The sequence below is a fragment of the Novosphingobium sp. RL4 genome (assembly GCF_035658495.1).
In the GTDB taxonomy this organism is placed as follows: Bacteria; Pseudomonadota; Alphaproteobacteria; order Sphingomonadales; family Sphingomonadaceae; genus Novosphingobium.
The window spans coordinates 3,355,851-3,371,651 of sequence record NZ_CP141944.1 but is presented as its reverse complement, the minus strand read 5'-3'; the positions used below and the strand labels follow the sequence as shown (position 1 = coordinate 3,371,651).

At 64.6% G+C, this 15,801-nt stretch carries 11 protein-coding genes; all 11 read right to left on the bottom strand.

Features of this window, described 5'->3' with window-relative positions:
* Positions 1-238 precede the first annotated feature (238 nt).
* The gene (locus U9J33_RS16160) at positions 239-784 is read right to left on the bottom strand and encodes a calcium-binding protein (protein WP_132469728.1); all 546 of its coding nucleotides are present in this window, start codon (positions 782-784) and stop codon (positions 239-241) included.
* Between the two features lie 550 nt (positions 785-1,334).
* Positions 1,335-4,040, bottom strand: coding sequence for a S8 family serine peptidase (locus U9J33_RS16155; protein WP_054438399.1), 2,706 nt, complete (start codon positions 4,038-4,040; stop codon positions 1,335-1,337).
* A 503-nt stretch (positions 4,041-4,543) separates the two neighbouring features.
* The gene (locus U9J33_RS16150; protein ID WP_324696698.1) at positions 4,544-6,319 is read right to left on the bottom strand and encodes a hypothetical protein; all 1,776 of its coding nucleotides are present in this window, start codon (positions 6,317-6,319) and stop codon (positions 4,544-4,546) included.
* A gap of 19 nt (positions 6,320-6,338) precedes the next feature.
* Positions 6,339-7,592 (bottom strand): polysaccharide pyruvyl transferase family protein, encoded by a 1,254-nt coding sequence (locus U9J33_RS16145; protein WP_324699073.1) that lies wholly within the window; start codon positions 7,590-7,592, stop codon positions 6,339-6,341.
* Positions 7,593-7,609: 17 nt separating this feature from the next.
* Positions 7,610-9,022 (bottom strand): FAD-dependent oxidoreductase, encoded by a 1,413-nt coding sequence (locus U9J33_RS16140; RefSeq protein ID WP_324696696.1) that lies wholly within the window; start codon positions 9,020-9,022, stop codon positions 7,610-7,612.
* 360 nt (positions 9,023-9,382) lie between these two features.
* Positions 9,383-10,231 (bottom strand): TorF family putative porin, encoded by an 849-nt coding sequence (locus U9J33_RS16135; protein WP_324696694.1) that lies wholly within the window; start codon positions 10,229-10,231, stop codon positions 9,383-9,385.
* 314 nt (positions 10,232-10,545) lie between these two features.
* Positions 10,546-12,102, bottom strand: coding sequence for a SulP family inorganic anion transporter (locus U9J33_RS16130; protein ID WP_132469730.1), 1,557 nt, complete (start codon positions 12,100-12,102; stop codon positions 10,546-10,548).
* Entirely contained in the window at positions 12,099-12,788 is a 690-nt protein-coding gene (locus tag U9J33_RS16125; RefSeq protein WP_054438406.1) for a carbonic anhydrase, read from the bottom strand. The genes U9J33_RS16130 and U9J33_RS16125 overlap by 4 nt, the downstream gene beginning before the upstream one ends.
* A 278-nt stretch (positions 12,789-13,066) precedes the next feature.
* Positions 13,067-14,389, bottom strand: coding sequence for an ATP-binding protein (locus tag U9J33_RS16120; RefSeq protein ID WP_054438408.1), 1,323 nt, complete (start codon positions 14,387-14,389; stop codon positions 13,067-13,069).
* Positions 14,389-15,129: a response regulator transcription factor gene (locus U9J33_RS16115; RefSeq protein WP_054438532.1), complete on the bottom strand. Its 741-nt coding sequence runs from the start codon at positions 15,127-15,129 to the stop codon at positions 14,389-14,391. Before U9J33_RS16115 ends, U9J33_RS16120 begins: the two co-directional genes overlap by 1 nt.
* Positions 15,130-15,369: 240 nt before the next feature.
* Positions 15,370-15,633, bottom strand: a complete 264-nt coding sequence (locus U9J33_RS16110; RefSeq protein ID WP_324696690.1) for a hypothetical protein — start codon at positions 15,631-15,633, stop codon at positions 15,370-15,372.
* Between the last annotated feature and the right edge of the window lie 168 nt (positions 15,634-15,801).

Sequence of the window (15,801 nt, the reverse complement as noted above, 5' to 3'; positions counted from 1 at the left end):
TGTTTGCAGCCGAGTCCGACGACAGGAATCCGATGATGGGGATTGCGGTGGCCATGGCGGTCTCCGTCATGGGTTGGGCACTTCTTCTGGGTGCGATTTTCTGAGGCGGCCGAATGCCTCTGCCAGGCGGGGGCGCTCTCCCGGAAAGTCAAACGCCGCAACCGGAATTGCGTGAGGCCCGTAAAAAAGCGGACCGGGATGCGAAGGCATTCCGGTCCGCTTTTTGTGCGTTCAGGGCTCAGGCGAAGATAATGTCGGCGCTGGTCAGGTGGGCGTCGTAGAAACGAACGGTGGTGGTGCCGTAAGTCAGAATGGTGTTGTCGCCGAGATAGCTGAGCGAATAGGTGTTGCCTTCGAGCAGACGAACCTTGTCCAGCCCCAGTTCGAAGTCGAACACCTTGTCCGAGCCGTCATCCTTGTCGAACTCGAAGATGTCGGCACCGGTTTCCGTCGGGTCGTTGGGGTTGTCGCCATAGAGGACATCGTCGCCGGCGCCGCCGAAGATGATGTCGTCACCCGAGCCGCCGTAGATGCGGTCGGCCCCGCCGCCTCCGTTCAGATAGTCATTGCCTTCGCCGCCGCGGAGCTTGTCTGCAGAACCGCCACCGTAAATGGTGTCGTTCCCTTCGTCTCCGTAGAGGTTGTCGCTGTTGGCTCCGCCGATGATGTAGTCATCACCGCCGGCACCATGCACGGTGTCGTTGCCTTGGCCGGAAAGAATACGGTCTCCCAGCGCACTGCCGGAAATATTGTCACCAATGGATGATCCGTTGATATCTGCCACGGGAATGCTCCTTGCAATAATCGTTGCGATTTGAACTCGAAATCATTCGACGACGATTGTGCCGGCTTCCCGATTATTTGTGCAGCAAATCACGTCCACTCAAGAGAGTTTGGTGAAGTGTACCGGTTGCCCCCTCCCCCTTTCGATTTGCAGGTTCGGCGCAGTGCGCTTCAGTGCCCTCTCAATCGTGGCTTGTTCATAAGGCTTAGGGTTAATGTCGTGCAACCGTTTTGATGTGGATCTTCCATTCATTCATTTTAATATACGCCATTATGGATGGTGTTTTACGTGTTATTACTAGAGTCTATGGCGATATTGCGCGGAATTTCTTTGTTGTTCAGCGCCCGCATGTGAAGTCTCCGCTTCCGGAATGTCCATTATGGACGCAGAATTCGATGGCGGGGAGGGGGGCTTGCACTTCTGGCGGATTAACGATGGCGGGCGTCGCGAGGGCGCACAAGGAAAGGGCCCCGATTCCTCGGAGCCCTTTTGATACAGTCGCTTGGGGCGATGTGCGGGCGTCAGCGGCCCTGTCAATGAACGGGCGGCCTCACGCCCAGAGCAGTCCGGCATCGGTGTCGGCCACATGGAGGCCTTCCATTCCGACGCCCTTGATTCGGGCGAGCAGGTGGTCGCCACTTTCGTCATGCATCTGGAGATAGGTGCCCGAACCGCTGGTGACGATGTCGAACGTGGCAGTGCTGCCGTTCGCGATGCCGGTGATCAGGATCTTGTCACCATCGGCCGCGCTGAAATCGTAGATGGTGTCCATGCCTGCCACGTCGGAAGCGTCGAACACGAAGGTATCGGCGCCGGCCTCGCCATAGAGCCGGTCCGCGCCGGTTCCGCCGAAGATCCAGTCATTGCCGGTGCCGCCCATGATCGTGTCGATGCCGGCATCGCCATAAAGATGATCGTTCCCGTCATCGCCATAGAGCGTGTCGTCGCCGTTGCCGCCGTGGATGCCGTCGTCGCCGGCCATGCCGCGCAGCTTGTCGATCCCGTCGAGGCCGTCGATCCGCTCGCCTGCCGTGGTTCCCACGATGCGGTCATCCGCGCCGGTGCCGGTCAGGGTGGCTGCATAAGTGCGGCCTTCATCGCCATAAGGGCTGGTGGCCGCATGATCCGTGGAGCCCGAACCGGGCGTCTCGGTGACCGGAGCATGCACGGTTCCGTCGCCGGTGCCGGCCTCGCCCGAGGTGTTGCCGGGGACTGTCGGCGTTTCCACCGGGGCCTGCGTGACCGGCTGGTCGACCACTGCCGAAGTGCCTGCGGCGAGCAGCTTCACCAGCTGGGCGTAGCTATAGGTGCCGTCCGAGAAGGTGAAGGTTTCGACGTTGCTGATGGTCGAGACCTCGCCATACTTCGCGGAGATGAGCACGTCGCCGGTGGCCGAGACCGAGCCGGAAATCTTCGAGAAGGCGCAGTTCATGACCAGCGCGTCCTGGCCTTGCCCGCCGTCGATCCTGTCATTGCCGAAGCTGAAGTAGATCGTGTCGTTTCCGCGCCCGGCGCTCAGCATGTTGGCGACGTTGCTGCCGATCAGCGTGTCGTTGCCATCACCCGAGTAGACGTTTTCGATGGTATTGGCCGCCAGGTTCAGGGTGACGCCGGCGATCGTGCTTACCTTTGTGGCGGTAAGATCGATCGTGGTGTTGCTGGTGACGGCCGCCGTGTTGATCGTGTCGGTTCCGCCGTTCGCATCCTTGAGCACGCTGCGCTTGGCGAGATCGGCGCCGGCGTAGAGCGTGCCGAATTCGTCGGTGTAGATGTACGTGTCGTTCTTCGAGGTGTCCGCTTCGCCAAGCAGGGTCAGCGTAGCGCCCTTGAACTTGCCCGTCATCGGCACACCGGCCTTGTCGGCAGCGGCGGGATCGCGGTTGTAGATGTCGAGCTTCCAGGTACCGGCGGATTGTTCGCCCATCGAGGCGACCGAACTGAAAGTGAAGTTGCGGATGCTGCCGACGCGGCTCTCGGTTGGAAGGTCGTAGACCAGGCGGACCCGGGTACCTTCCGGCGATGTCAGGTAGACGTCGAGATCGCCTGTGTTGAGCCAGTTGAGGTCGATGGAAATCTGGACATGTTCGAGATCGATCGCATCGGTCACGGGGATGTCGAGCGAAAGGTGATCGTTCGATCCGGCAACCAGGGTCTGCGCTGTCGTGACGGTCTTGGTGGCTGTGGCCATGTTCGCGAAAGTCTGCTGTTCGTCCCAGGTTTCGGCCAGTCGCACGGCATCGTGGACGTTGAGGAAGCCGTAGCCGAATGCGTCGCTGTAATGGAGCCCGCCGCCATTGGCGTTATCGGCGCCATTCGTCCGCCAGCCGTCGCCGAAGCTTGCGCCGTCGGTCAGGCCCGTGCGGTGGGCGGAATAGGCGAGGATTTCCTGAACGTCGCGGTAGCCGAGGTCGGGGTTGGCCTGGAGCATCAGGCCGATCGTTGCCGACACGGCCGGAGCGGCGAATGATGTTCCCGAAACGCTTTCATAACGGTCGCTCAGCGTGGTGGTGAGCACGTCGCGGCCGGCGGCCGAGATCAGCACGTTCGCGCCGATGCTGGTGAAGGCGGAAGGATTGCCGTCGGCGTCGACCGAGCCGACCGCGATCGTGTAGGGCGAGTTCTGGAAGTTATGGTAGTTCGAGGTGCCGGAGGTTCCAGCGTTACCGGCCGCGAACACCAGCGAAGTGCCCAGTCCGCCGCGTCCGGTTGAAACGGCGGAAACGAGCGCTGCCTTGTATTCCGGGTTGGCATTGAAATTGTCGGCGAAGTTTTCGACGAAGCTCCAGCTGTTGTTGGCAACGTCCAGGCTGGCCGACTTCTGCAGGGCAGACACGATCTGCCCTGCGGCATTGCTGGAGGAATAGTCGACGCCGAGGCCGACGAGCGTGGCGCCGGAGGCGATGCCTACGGTTCCGATGGCATTGCCGGCTTCGGCGGCGATCACCCCGGCAACGGAAGTGCCGTGGGATTGGGGCAGGGCGGTGGCGCTGATCGTTACGGCGTCAGTCGCCGTTGCGAAGTTGTAGTCGAGCGTGGTGTCATAGGCCTTCTTGAGATCGGCATGACGAAAGTCGATCTGGGAGTCGATAACGCCGATGCGCACGCCTTTGCCGGTGTAGTCCTGCCATACGGAATAAGCGTCGATGCTCAGCTTTGAGCGGGTCGATCCGTCCAGATACCACTGCTGCTTTTCAAGAGCGTCGCCGTAATAAGTGGTTGTTGCCGCAGTCGATGCGATGATATTCTTCTTTGCCATGTGATAATACTCGCATTTTTGGCTCTATCCGGGTCGATTGTTGTTTCGGTAGAGCTGTTGGTTTCGTTTCTGCGAGATATTCAATATGGCTGTAGTGGCTAATCGGGGCCTTCTGTGCACGGTAAACGCAAATTCACGGCTGGATGTTTCGATTGTGATTCAAGTAATACTTGGTTGGTAAGGGTGATTGCGTACAATTCACAATCGTTTGGCAGTTGCAGCCGCTTTTGCCTTGCAGTCACAAACGTTTGTGCGTGCCTCTTGTAGAGGTGGCGTTAACCATGCGCCGAAATGGCCGGCTTTGCAGGCCCGTTGTGGTTCCGGTTTCGCAGGCAAAAACCAGGTGGTTGCCCGGATGCCATGGCCGATAGGGGTTTCGCCCTAAGCGTGATCGTTTTTTCCGGGATCGACGCTTTTTCCCTTCCCAAGGGAGCGGAAATGTCGATTCGGTTGCCGGGTGGACTTGCCATGGGCGGGGTGAGGGACGCAGCTTGGCTCCGCTATTATTTGATAGCGCCGACAGGAGCGCAGGCCCCCGTGTCGTACAGGCGTATGCGATACCGGACCGGACCCGTGTGGCCAGCGCCCTCCGGTGCGACGACAAAGTCCAGCGTCTGCCCGGGGGCAAGCGGTATCGTCCGCTCTATCCGGATCGGGGCCGCCCCCCGGGTTGCAAACACGGACTGTCCGCCCGATCGCATGGATACGGCCAGGCCGCTTTCACTGCGGCCTGTCAGCGCGAATTCGGCCTCTATCCTGAGCACCATCCGAGACCGCGCGGTGTAGCGGAGAAGAACGGCATCTCCGTTTGCTCCTGTGGCCGGGACAATCGTGTCAGCCGCCACTCGAGGTACGGCCGCGCCGCGCGGCGCGAGATAGGGGGTCCATGGTACGCCGGCCGTCTGTTGACCGGGAAACGTCATGAAAGGCGCTTCGCGAGAGCCCGTCTTCCAGAACGGGACAAGCCCGACCGTCTGGCTGGGGATGGCACCATCGGGTGCCGGGAAAGTAAAGCCGAGGAAACTGTCCGCGATCAATGGCGTGCAGCCGAGTTTCACGTGTTCGTCGATCTTCAGTGGAACCTTGCCCGTGAGGATGAGCACCCGGTCTTCGGCCAGCATCAGAGAGGCGCCACTAAGCCGGGTTCCCGCGGCGTCGAACGCGGAAACGGAGGCGGAATCGATCGAGATCGGCCTTGCCGCGCCCCAGAGGACCCAGGTTCTGGCGCCGAACGCGTGAATGAAGGTGAAGCGATCGGGGCTTCGATCCTCCCCCCGATGATCGCCGAGTTGCTTCGTCACGAAACGGAAGGCGCGGCCTGCCTCCGTCAGTCTTGCGTCGCGTCGCAGCAAGGGGACGAACCCGTCGCCCCGATCGTTGAGCGGGTACCAATCGAACTCCGCGATGCCCAGAGACGAAAGGGTCGCGTAAGCGCGGACCAGATCGTCACCGGCATGCTCTGGGTCCAGGCTGCCATATTCGGTCATGTAGAGCGGTATTGGCGCCAGAGAAGGATGGCGGCGGAGGACTGCGACTTGAGCGGGAAGTTGATCGATCGGCGTGGTGTAAGGATGGAGCGCGAGACCGTCGAGCAGGCCGGCGCCGCCCTGATCGAGAAGGGGCCAGAGAAAGCCGCCGGGCAGCGAATGGGTGGAGCCGCCAATGACCTTGATATCCGGCCGTACCGCTCTCGCGGCCTTGGCTGCGCTTCGTACCATGGCCAGGTGGTAGGCGAGGCGCTGCGCGGGCGGCGCGTCCTTCATCGGGCCGGAAACGAAATTGTTGCCGTTGATCTCATTGCCGATTTCCAGCGTGTCGATCGCAGGATACCGGCGCACCACTTCGGCAACGAACTTCCCGAATGCCGCGAGCGCTTCGGGCGAATGCGGTGTCTGTCCGGCATCGTAGAGCGGATTTCCCCAGTTGAGCGTCAGGGTCATCCGGGCATGGTGCTGCTCCAGGCTGGCCGGATACAGGGACATCGGCTGGTCGAAGGTGTAGCGGCCTCTGGTTTTCTCGACGTCTGCCCAGCGGATGCTGTCGCGCCAGTTCGCAAGCGGCAGAGCCAGGGCGGCATTGAACAGGCGAGGGAGGTTGCCCTGCGAGAAATTGGAGGCGGCGCCCAGCCGCATCGGTGGGAGCGGGGCGCGGATTTCAGAAGCAAGCCGCGCGCCGGGTTGCGCTTCTGGTCCTGCTTCGAGGCGGCTGGGGCGCTGCGGGTTTCCGGCGGGCGCCTGAGCGGCAGCAAGCGCGGCGATCAGTGCGAGTATCCGTTTCACTGAAGATTATTCTGAAATTTCAAGGCGTAATGGCTCGTGCGATTTCGGTGTGCAGGCTTTCTACCCCATAACGCGCCTGCGCGATTACGCGGGCGTGGGTGTTGGGGGCTATTCCGTTCGCCATGGCTTGAGCCAGCAGGAAGGCGGCTGTTTCGGCCGGGGTGGAGGCTGGATCGACAAGCCATTCGCCGTGATCGATGGAATGTACAAAGGAGGCGAGCTTGGGGTCCCAGTCCAGCGCGACGAAGGGAATCCTGCACGCGTAGGATGCGATAATTGCGTGCATTCTGAAGGCGATAAGTCCGCCGAGACCGGAAATGAGCCGCGCCAGTTCGCCCGGCGTATCGGCTTCGGGAAACGAGATCTGGCCTGGCAGGGCGATGGTTTCGAAGGCGCTGCGAAGCCTGGCGGCGCAGGCGCGGTCTTCCGGGCTGCCATTCGTGAATACGGCGACCCGAAACCCGCGTGCAACCAGGGTTTCTGCGAGATTCAGGTACCAATCCTCGAGCTGTCGGGCCTGCGGGGCATGTTCCGCATGGTATTGCACGGCGACGGGGGCAGTCACATTCAACCCGACCAGAACGGCACCTGGACGGGGTTGAGAAGCACCGAGGCCGTAGCGTTCGCCGGCGAGGAGGCCAGGGTCGCGCACCAGTCTGGCAGGGAGGCCTGCATGTTCGCCGAAAAGGTCGTGCCACAGCGATATCGATCTTTCGTCGCGCAGGAACACCTGCCGGACCGCGCCTCTGGCAAGCGCCTGTTGCAGCAGCGCCGCCCCTTGCCTGCTCCAGCCTGAGGAGACCCCACAGCCATAGATGAAAACCGGCAGTCCGCGATCCGCCGCTTCATGGATTGCCAGGGCCAGTTTGGTCGGGAAATTGAGATCGAGATCGGCGATGAGGTTTCCGCCTCCGATCACCACGCAATCGGCATCCCGCAATGCGGCGCGGTAATGGGGCAGCCAGCGGCGGCGGCTCTGGACAGCGAGCGGCAGGCGGACCGCGAGCCGGCGGAGCGCGGGCGGCAACGACTGGAGCATCCGCATCAGCGCCGACCGGCCCGCCGTGCCGCGACCGTATGCCGAACGCGCTGCGAGATCGATCGAGCATGTGCTTTCATCGGCCCCGCATTCCACCAGCGCCTGTTCGAGGCACTCCGAAAGCAGGCCGTCCCCGAGGTTTGGGCTGTATTTCACGTTGAAGATCCGCACGCGGGGGCGAGGCCGCGGGGAAGGGCGTGCGGCGGTGTGGTTCAGGGCGCTGGTCGATGGCATCGGTGCGGTTATTCCGGTCATGCGGCCATTTCGGGCGAGGCTGCCGGAGCGGCCCCGCAATCGAGATTGCGGATGACTTGCGCGATCACGCCGGACGATGTCGGCAGATATTCGAAGCGTCCTTGCCGGCCGGCGGAGATGATCCCGACCCCGGCGATGCGATCCAGCGCGGCATCAAGGCGTGCGCGCGCGCCCACCGTGTAGAGCGGATAGCTGTCCTCCACGAGTTCATGGCCTTCCAGCCGAAGGTCGCTGGCGAGGCCGAGCCTTGTTGCATGATCGCGGAAATCTTCGAAGGCGGCGCCGGGGCTGTGGCGGGCGCCGGGGGGCAGGGTGGTTTCCACCGAGAAGAATTCCCGGCCGCACGCGGGGTCCGGATAGATGCGCGAATAGATCGTGGCGCGTTTCCATTCGCCTTCGGCATGGAAGTTGAACAGCACATTCCCCGCATCCGGATGGAGGTGCGCTGCGGAAACGTAAAGCGTGGTCATGTCGAGCGAGACGGTGCCGGAAGGCGCCGAGAACAGTACCTGGTGGAGCGCATCCACCGGGATCGTGCTGACCACCGCCGAAGCGAGCCGGGTGGTGCGGGGGGCTCCATCCCGGCCAGCACCATGGTTCGGGCCGTGATGGCCGCTCTGGCCCGAGCCCTGCGTGCCGACGCGGAAGAAGCTGCCTTCCCGCTCCACGGCGGAAAGCTGTTCGCCAAATGCGAATTCGACCCCCGCCGCCGTCAGGCGTTCCACGATCGGGCGGAACATCGCCTGATATCCTTCGCGCGGGCGCACGCGCATCGGCCAGCGTTTGCGGTGCTGGCTGCCCTGCCGGATCATGATTGCGCGGGCGGCGCTGCGTGCCAGCGCGTTCATGCGGGTGAAACGCTCGATGATGGCCATTCGCCGGAAAAAGAATTCCTCGTCGATCTGTTCGGGCGGGACGTGATGGAAGCGGCCGATGTAGGAGCGCAGGCCGGTATCTTCGAAGAATGTGCCGCCCAGCCGCTTGCGGCAGATCGCTTCAAGGGTTCCATCGCGGCTGACGGCGATGCGCGAGCCGAGGAGATCCAGCACCGACCGGGCGAGCCGCAAGGGGGATTGCTTGAGCAGATCGCGCGGTTCGATGGGGTAGAGCAGGATCGAACCGTCAGGCGCGACGCGCCGTTGCAGGCTCAGGACCTGGGGGCAGAGATCGCGGATTCCCGGCGCCAGATCGAAGACCCTGGCGTTTTCTTCGTAGAAGATGCTGCCGACATCGAAAGTATAGGGGCCGATCTGGCGGCTGCGGTGCGTGCCCCCGGCGGCGTTGCCGCGTTCTATGACGATGACTTTGTGACCCGATCTCACGAGGCTGTCCGCCGCTGCAAGGCCGGCGATCCCGGCGCCGAGGACGATCGTCGGCCCGCCGGTAAGGTGCAGGGGAAGTTCGCTCACGCCGGGGGCGGGCCGGCCGCGTGGCACCCGGCGAGAAACGTCTTTTGGGGCCTGGAGAATTCGGGGAGATGTTGCAAGCGATGCTCCAAGCAAGACCGAGGAGAGGGAGCCTCCCGTTTCCGGCGTTCGTTTTATGGTTCCGGCATGGCCTCGGCAACGCGATCAGGGTCCATTACGGCGGGCGTTTCCATCCATTTCGGATGGCCCGGCATCCACCGTTCAGCGCGCCAGCGCCCGAACGCAAAAGCGCCGCGGCCGCGCCTCCCGCGTGAGCGGTGGAGGCGAAGCCGCGGCGTTCTGGATAGGCGAAATCCGGTCCCGGAAGGCTGGTGGGCCTTCCGGGCCTTTCATCCGGTCAGATCAGAAGCTGGCGCCGACCGAGAACAGGACGGTCGATCCGGCGATCTGCGAGCCGTTCTTCGTGGAAGAGAAGTTCGGCTGGAGGTAGGCGCTTTCCGACTTGGAAATATCGGTGTCCACATAGGCGACGCCAAGCGTGACCGGGCCGAGCGCGAGGTCGGCGCCGAGCATCCAGTCGAGGTATTCGCCGGTCGGCGCGACGCTGGTGCCGTTCGGGCCGAGGCCGGAGTTGCCCTTCGAGTAGCCGAGGTGCGCCTTGAGCGTCAGCGGGGTGCTGGGGATGGCGGTGTTGCCGTCGGCCCACATGTAGAAGTTGTCCGACTTGGCGCCGGGGCGGCCGATGCCGTCGGCATAGTCGTCACCGCTGGCATAGACCTTGCCAAGCGCCTGCTGCTTGGGCGCGTAGGCGACGCCGACCAGCATGTTGGCAGGGCCGATCGCGCCCGAGAGCTTCACGTAGGGTTCGGCGAAGTCGGTGTCCGAAGCGCCGCCCGGATACATGTACCAGGTGAGGCCGACGTCCAGCTTCACGCCGCTGGTGATCTCGGTGGCGTAGCCGGCCACGAGGTCGAGTTCCATGTTCGATCCGCCGAAGGTGCCCCAGCCGGAGAGGTTCGAGGCCCAGGTGCCGACGTAGGCGCCGCTGGCGTGGGACACGGTGATGCCGCCCTGAACGGCCATTTCCTTGTCGGTCTGCGAGACCCCGCGGAAGCGATAGTCGGAAACGAGGCCGACGGTGCCGGATACGGTGATCTCGCTCGGGACCTCTTCCTGGGCCATGGCAGGAGCGGAGAAAGCAATACCGGACGCGGCGAGGCCAAGCAGGCCTGCGGCAAGACGGATTTTCATATGGAACGCCCTCATGATGACTGTTGTCGCGTTCCATCCTGCGGCCTGCAGCCGGGCCCTACATGCGTGGCGAACCCGTTTCGTGCAGACTTGCACGGTGTTACGGGCCGTAATTGTCCTTTGGTTTTCCCATCCGTGACAAAGTGTGTCTGATCGCCACGCGGCGCCGGGGCGATGGGGCGCCCCCGGCCGGAGGCGGCCGGCGAAAGGCATGCGGGCAAAAAGAAACCGGGCGATCCCGCATGGAGATCGCCCGGCAGAGGAAAGGGGCGCGGACGAGAAGGTGCCCGCGCCTTACGAGATCGAAGTGATCGTCAGGCCGCGATCGGAAGCGGGCGCAGGATCGGCTCGGGGCCGGTCACGCGGTCCGCATGGCCGCTCTGGCGGCGCCGGTTAAGCCATTCGCTGATCGTCTCGGACGTGGTGTGATCCATGACCTTGAGCTGGCCGAGGTCCAGGTGGACCGGGCGGCCGTGCGGCAGCTTTTCCAGCACGTTGTTGAGGCGGGTGAGGCCGAGGAAGGTGGCGCCGCCGCCAAGGGCGAGGCGGGTCGATTCGCCCGCTTCGTGTTCCTCGACATGCTCCTCCACCTTGAGCTTCAGGTTCCTGAAGTGCGGGGCCAGTTCCACCACTGTCAGCGCCAGGCCGACGAGCACGCCGGTCAGCAGGTCGGTGGTGACCACGAGCGCGAAGGTCACTGCCCAGATCAGCGCCGGGAAGGCCCCGTAGTTGTGGAACAGGTGGCGCACGTGGCTGAGGCTGACCAGCCTGAAGCCGGTGACGACGAGGACGCCGCCCAGTGCCGCCATCGGCACTTCGCGCAGCAGCCAGGGCAGCAGGGCGATGAAGGCGAGAATCCATGCGCCGTGCAGGATCGCCGACAGGCGGGTCTTGGCGCCGGCCTGCACGTTGGCCGAGCTGCGCACGATCACGCCGGTCATCGGCAGGGCGCCGAACACGCCGCAAAGCAGGTTGCCGATGCCCTGCGCACGCAGTTCCTTGTCGTACTTGGTGCGCACGCCGTCATGCATGCGATCGACCGCGGCGGCCGAAAGCAGCGTCTCGGCGCTGGCGATGAAGGCGATGGCGAGTGCGGCCACGATCAGCGCCGGGTTGGCGAGCGGGGCGAACCAGCCGGTGCTGGTGGGCAGTGCGAAGGCGGCGCCGATCGATTCCGGAACGGCGATGCGGGCAACGTCGAGGCCCATGGTCCAGGCCACGGCGGTAGCCGCGACCACGCCGAGCAGGGCGCCGGGGACGAGGCCCATGGACTTCGGACGGACCTTTTCCCAGCCGAGCATGATCGCCATCGTCAGGACGCCGAGCATGACGGCCATTTCGGTGGAGGCCATGTTGCCCGGATCGAGGCCGAGAATGCGCGCGGGCATCATCGCCATGTTCTGGAGACCGCTCGACATCGGCTTCTCGTCGAAGAGGATGTGGAACTGGCCGATCACGATGAGCGCGCCGATGCCGGCAAGCATGCCGTGGACGACGGCGGGGCTGATCGCGCGGAACAGGCCGCCGAGGCGGAGCGTACCGGCGAGAACCTGGATCAGGCCGGCCAGCAGGAGGACGGGGCCGAGCGCTTCGAGGCCGTGCTCGCGCACGAATTCGAAGACGATGACGGCAAGGCCGGCCGCCGGGCCGCTCACCTGGAGAGGCGAGCCTGCCAGCAGGCCGACCACGAGGCCGCCGATGATGCCGGTGACGAGCCCCTTTTCAGGGGGCACGCCCGACGCGATGGCAATGCCCATGCAGAGCGGCATTGCCACGAGGAACACCACGATCGAGGCCGTGAAGTCCCTGCCGAAGTGGGCGAAAGGCCCACTCCGGGTTGCCTCCGGAGAGGTGGGGGCGGCGGTCGTCATTCCGCTGCCTCGGCGAATTCGGAGGCGATGCGGGCGCGGGCGGAAAGCGCGACCGGAAGCGGCGCTTCCTCACGCAGCGGCACGAACTGGCCGGTTTCGCCGTCGAGGCCGAGGACCTGGCCGGCGTGAATGTCGACGAACCAGCCGTGCAGCGTCATTTCGCCGCGGGCGATGGCGGCGGCAACCGCGGGGTGGGTGCGCAGGTGGCTGATCTGGGCGATGATGTTTTCGAGCGTGATGGCGCGGACGCGGTCCTCGCCCGAGAGGTCGCCATGGCAGGTGCTGACGATATGCTCGGCGGCGGCGCCGTGCTTGAGCCAGGCGGCGACGTTCGGCATCGTTTCCAGACCGGTCGGGTCGGCAAGCGCCTTCATGGCGCCGCAGCCCGAGTGGCCGCTGACGATGATGTCGCGCACGCCGAGGGCGGCCACGGCATATTCCACGGTCGAGGTCACGCCGCCGTTCTGGGTTGCGTAAGGCGGCACCATGTTGCCGGCGTTGCGGCAGACGAACAGGTCGCCCGGCTGGGCCTGCATGATCTGCTCCGGCACGATACGCGAATCGGCGCAGGAGATCATCAGGGCCTTGGGCTCCTGACCTTCGCGGGTGAGCTTGCCGAACAGTTCGCTGCTGGCGGGGAAGATGGTCTTCTCGAAGTGGAAGACGCGTCCGATCAGTTCATTCACTCTCGTAACCTTTCCTTGATTCGGTTGCCCCGCGCGCACGGAGGGGTTTGGGGGACGCGGGCGCGGAGCTTGATGGGAAAGGTACGTGTCGCTGTTTTCGCAGGTCGTGCGCGTTTGTCAGGAAATGTTGCTGCAGCGCAGCGTGGATGAACGGCAATTCAGGAAAGCCCCCGGTAAAGCGGGAGTTTCCGGGGATGGCAGTCGTGTTTCAGGGAATTGCCGAATATTAACAGCGTGTTGTCCGCCCGGCTGGACAGCAGGACCGGCGGCAATCGCGATCAGCGCGTTCCGAGCGGCAGCCTGATCGTTGCCCGCAGGCCGCCTTCGGGCCGGTTGCGCAGGTCCAGCGTGCCGCCTTCCAGCCGCACCGCCTTGCGCACGATCGGCAGGCCCAGGCCCATGCCGGCCGTGTCGCGGGCGCGGGCGGTGTCGAGGCGGACGAAGGGCTGGAGCGCGTCGGGAATGCGCTCCTCGGGAATGCCGGGGCCGTCGTCGTCGACGGTTATCTCGGCGCCGTCGCCGTCGCGCCGCAGGCTGACGCGGACATTGCCGCCGTAGTGCAGCGCGTTCTCGATCAGGTTGGACAAGGCGCGGCGGATCGAGACCGGGCGGGCCATGATCTCGAGGCTGGTCGGGCCGCTGTAGGAGGCATTGGCCCCGCGATCGGCGGCGGTATCCACCAGCGTCTCGGCCATGATGGCCAGGTCGATGCGCTCCGCCGGGATCTGGGTGCCGCCCGTTTCCACATAGGCCTGGATCGAATCGAGCAGCATCCGCATCTCGTCGATGTCGTGATTGATGCCGTCGCGCACCACCGCATCTACCTCGCCATCGTCCAGCCGCAGCCTCATGCGGGCGAGCGGCGTCTTCAGGTCGTGGCCGATGGCGAGCATGGTATGCGTGCGATCGAGCAGGGACTGGTGAATGCGTTCCTGCATCTCGTTCATCGCCCGGATGAGCTGGCGCATTTCATCGGGGCCGCGTTCGGGGACGGGCCGGGGCGGACCGGCGCCGAGATGGCGGGTGGCGCGGATCAGCGAACGCAGCGGATTGAGCGCGGCGCGCAGCAGGATCCAGGCGAAGGTGATGAGCAGCAGGGTCGGCAGGACCAGGCTGGCGAGCCGCCCGGCGCTCAGCTTCCAGGCGGAGCGGGCATGGGTCCGGAAATCGAGGACGCTGTGGTCCGGCAGGCGCAGCGAGCCGCCGATATTGCCGTCCCGCGGGATCGATTCGAGGTGCAGTTCAAGGTCGCTATGCGCGAGTTCCGGGGCGATCTCGATGATCTGGGCGCGCAAGTTGGCAAGGCCCAGCGACCCGCGATAGCGCTTGCCTTCCGTCAGGCGCAGCGAGAACTGCGGCGAGCTCAGCGCGGCGGTGACCTTCTGGCGGTCGCCAGGGAGGCTGTGGTCGATCGCGCGGCTCGCCAGCACGAGATTCTCGGCGATGCGCTGGGCGTCGTCGCGGCGCAGTTCGAACGTGTTGGCACGCTCGAACAGCACCGTGTTGCAGACGACATCGATGACGAAGACCAGCAGCAGGACTGCGATCAGCCGCTCAGGCAGGCCGAAGCGCCGGAACAGACGGAACCGGCGCAAGGTCATCAGGCGCGCGTTACCTCGGCCTTGAACATGTAGCCGACGCCGCGAACCGTCACGATCGGCGATTCGCCGCCTTCCGCCTGCAGCTTGCGGCGCAGGCGGCTGACGAGCACGTCCACGCTGCGGTCCGAACTGTCGCCCAGGCGCGAGCGCGAAAGCTCGATCAGCCGCTCGCGGCCGAGCACGCGCTGCGGATAGGCGAGGAACGTGGCGAGCAGGTCGAACTCGGCGCCGGTGAGGTCCACCATGGCCCCGGTCGGCGAGCGCAGTTCGCGGCGCGCCATCGACAGGTTCCAGCCTTCGAAGTGAATCGATTCGGGCGTGCGGCCATCGGCGACGGCATCGTTCCCCGTGAATTCGGCAGTGGCCGCGCCATTGCCGCCCCGGCGCAGCACGGCGCTGACGCGGGCCGCCAGTTCACGGGTGCTGAAGGGCTTGGCCAGATAGTCGTCCGCGCCCAGTTCGAGGCCGAGCACACGGTCTTCCTCGCTGCCGCGCGCGCTGATGAAGATCACCGGGATGTCGCATTCGCGGCGCAGGCGGCGGAACAGGTCGAAGCCGCTGGTGCCGGGAAGCATGATGTCGAGCACGACGAGGCTCACGGGGCCTTCGCGCAGGGTCACCCACATTTCGGCGCCGGTCGCGGCGGTGAGCACGTTGAAACCGCTCTGCCTGAGGGCGCGCGCGGTGAGGGTGCGCAGGGGGCCGTCGTCCTCCACCAACAGGATCGTCGGGGTGGGCATGGGGCCGTCGTCGAGGTGGCGATAGATGGGGGCTGTGGTGTTGCTCATCGTCTCTTCATGCACAGATGTATGATTTCGGGCGCGGCTTGGCAAAATCTTTGGATAAAACCCTGGGGCAAAACCTTCAGGCAATCCCGATCGGGCCGTTAGCGGATGGCGCCCGCCAGTTTCTCGTCCGCCAGTCTCTCGTCCGTCGATGCGCCGGCCCGGTGCCGGGTTGCACCGGGCCGGCGGGGACGATCACTGAGCCTTCGGTGCGGAGACTTCGGCGCTGGCGAGGGCCGGTGCCGCGGTTGCGGCCTGGGCCTGGACGTTGCGGTGGCGGCAATCGCGGCCCTTCGAGGGTTCGGGATGGCAGACGCCGCGCGACTGGGCCTGCGTCTTGGCCTTGGGGGCGGCAACCGCGGTATGGCCCTTGAGGTGGGCGGACGTGGTGTTGGCGATCGCGGCGCCGGGGATGGCGACGACGACGAAGGCAGCGGCGGCAATCAGGGTAGACTTCATTATTTCAGCTCCAGACTTTGCGTGGAGCCGAATCTGGGCATGCTTCGTGTCTTGCCTCGTGCAAGAATGTAACGAAGTGTTGCTCGGTGGAGAGTCTTGGAAACGAACGGGAAAAACATCGGAAACCATGCGGACGCAGCACGGTGGACCCCGGTGGGGGGTGTTTTC

Bases quoted from the DNA above. Each gene is read 5' to 3' on its own strand.
- U9J33_RS16155 (WP_054438399.1), bottom strand. From the start codon at position 4,040: ATGGCAAAGAAGAATATCATCGCATCGACTGCGGCAACAACCACTTAT.
- U9J33_RS16145 (WP_324699073.1), bottom strand. From the start codon at position 7,592: ATGCCATCGACCAGCGCCCTGAACCACACCGCCGCACGCCCTTCCCCG.
- U9J33_RS16135 (WP_324696694.1), bottom strand. From the start codon at position 10,231: ATGAAAATCCGTCTTGCCGCAGGCCTGCTTGGCCTCGCCGCGTCCGGT.
- U9J33_RS16130 (WP_132469730.1), bottom strand. From the start codon at position 12,102: ATGACGACCGCCGCCCCCACCTCTCCGGAGGCAACCCGGAGTGGGCCT.
- U9J33_RS16120 (WP_054438408.1), bottom strand. From the start codon at position 14,389: ATGACCTTGCGCCGGTTCCGTCTGTTCCGGCGCTTCGGCCTGCCTGAG.
- U9J33_RS16115 (WP_054438532.1), bottom strand. From the start codon at position 15,129: ATGCCCACCCCGACGATCCTGTTGGTGGAGGACGACGGCCCCCTGCGC.
- U9J33_RS16110 (WP_324696690.1), bottom strand. From the start codon at position 15,633: ATGAAGTCTACCCTGATTGCCGCCGCTGCCTTCGTCGTCGTCGCCATC.